This window comes from Spongiactinospora sp. TRM90649 (assembly GCF_029382225.1).
In the GTDB taxonomy this organism is placed as follows: Bacteria; Actinomycetota; Actinomycetes; order Streptosporangiales; family Streptosporangiaceae; genus Spongiactinospora.
In genome coordinates, this window is record NZ_JARLTC010000104.1 from 1 (window position 1) to 800 (window position 800).

1 protein-coding gene is annotated in these 800 nt (G+C 71.9%); it reads left to right on the forward strand.

The features are described from left to right. Positions 1-800, forward strand: an 800-nt coding sequence (locus P3X83_RS43180) for an acyltransferase domain-containing protein (protein ID WP_277311260.1), incomplete at both ends; no start/stop codon positions are given.

The window sequence follows — 800 nt, forward strand, 5'->3', positions numbered from 1 at the left end:
TTCGTGTTCCCCGGTCAGGGGTCGCAGTGGATCGGCATGGCCGCCGGTCTGCTGGAGTCCTCCCCGGTGTTCGCCGCCCGGATGGCCGAGTGCGAGCGGGCGCTGAGCGAGTTCGTGGACTGGTCGCTGCTGGAGATCATCTCCGAGGGCGGGTCCCTGGAGCGGGTGGACGTGGTCCAGCCGGTCCTGTGGGCCGTCAACGTGTCGCTGGCCGCTTTGTGGGAGTCGGCGGGAGTCGTCCCCAGCGCCGTGGTCGGCCACAGCCAGGGTGAGATCGCCGCCGCCGTGGTCGCGGGCGGCCTCTCCCTTGAGGACGGCGCGCGCGTGGTCGCGCTGCGCAGTCAGGCGATCGGCGAGGTGCTGGCGGGTCAGGGCGGCATGGTCTCCCTGGCCGTTCCCCAGGCGCGGGCGGCCGAGCTGATCGAGCCGTGGCCCGGCCTGTCGGTCGCGACGGTGAACGGCCCCGCCTCCACGGTGGTCTCCGGTGACGCCGACGCCGTCGAAGAACTCCTGGCCCACTGCGAGCGGCAGGAGATCCGCGCCAAGCGGGTCCCGGTGGACTACGCCTCGCACTGCGCGCATGTCGAGCAGGTCCGCGAGGTCCTGGCGGAGAAGCTCGCCCCGATCATCCCGGCCCAGGGCAAGATCGCGTACTACTCGGCCGTCACCGCCGAGCGCATCGACACCTCCACCCTGGACGCCGGGTACTGGTACGACAACCTGCGCCGGACCGTCCGCTTCGAAGAGGCCATCCGGGCGCTGCTCGCCGACGGGCGCTCGACGTTCATCGAGATCAGCGC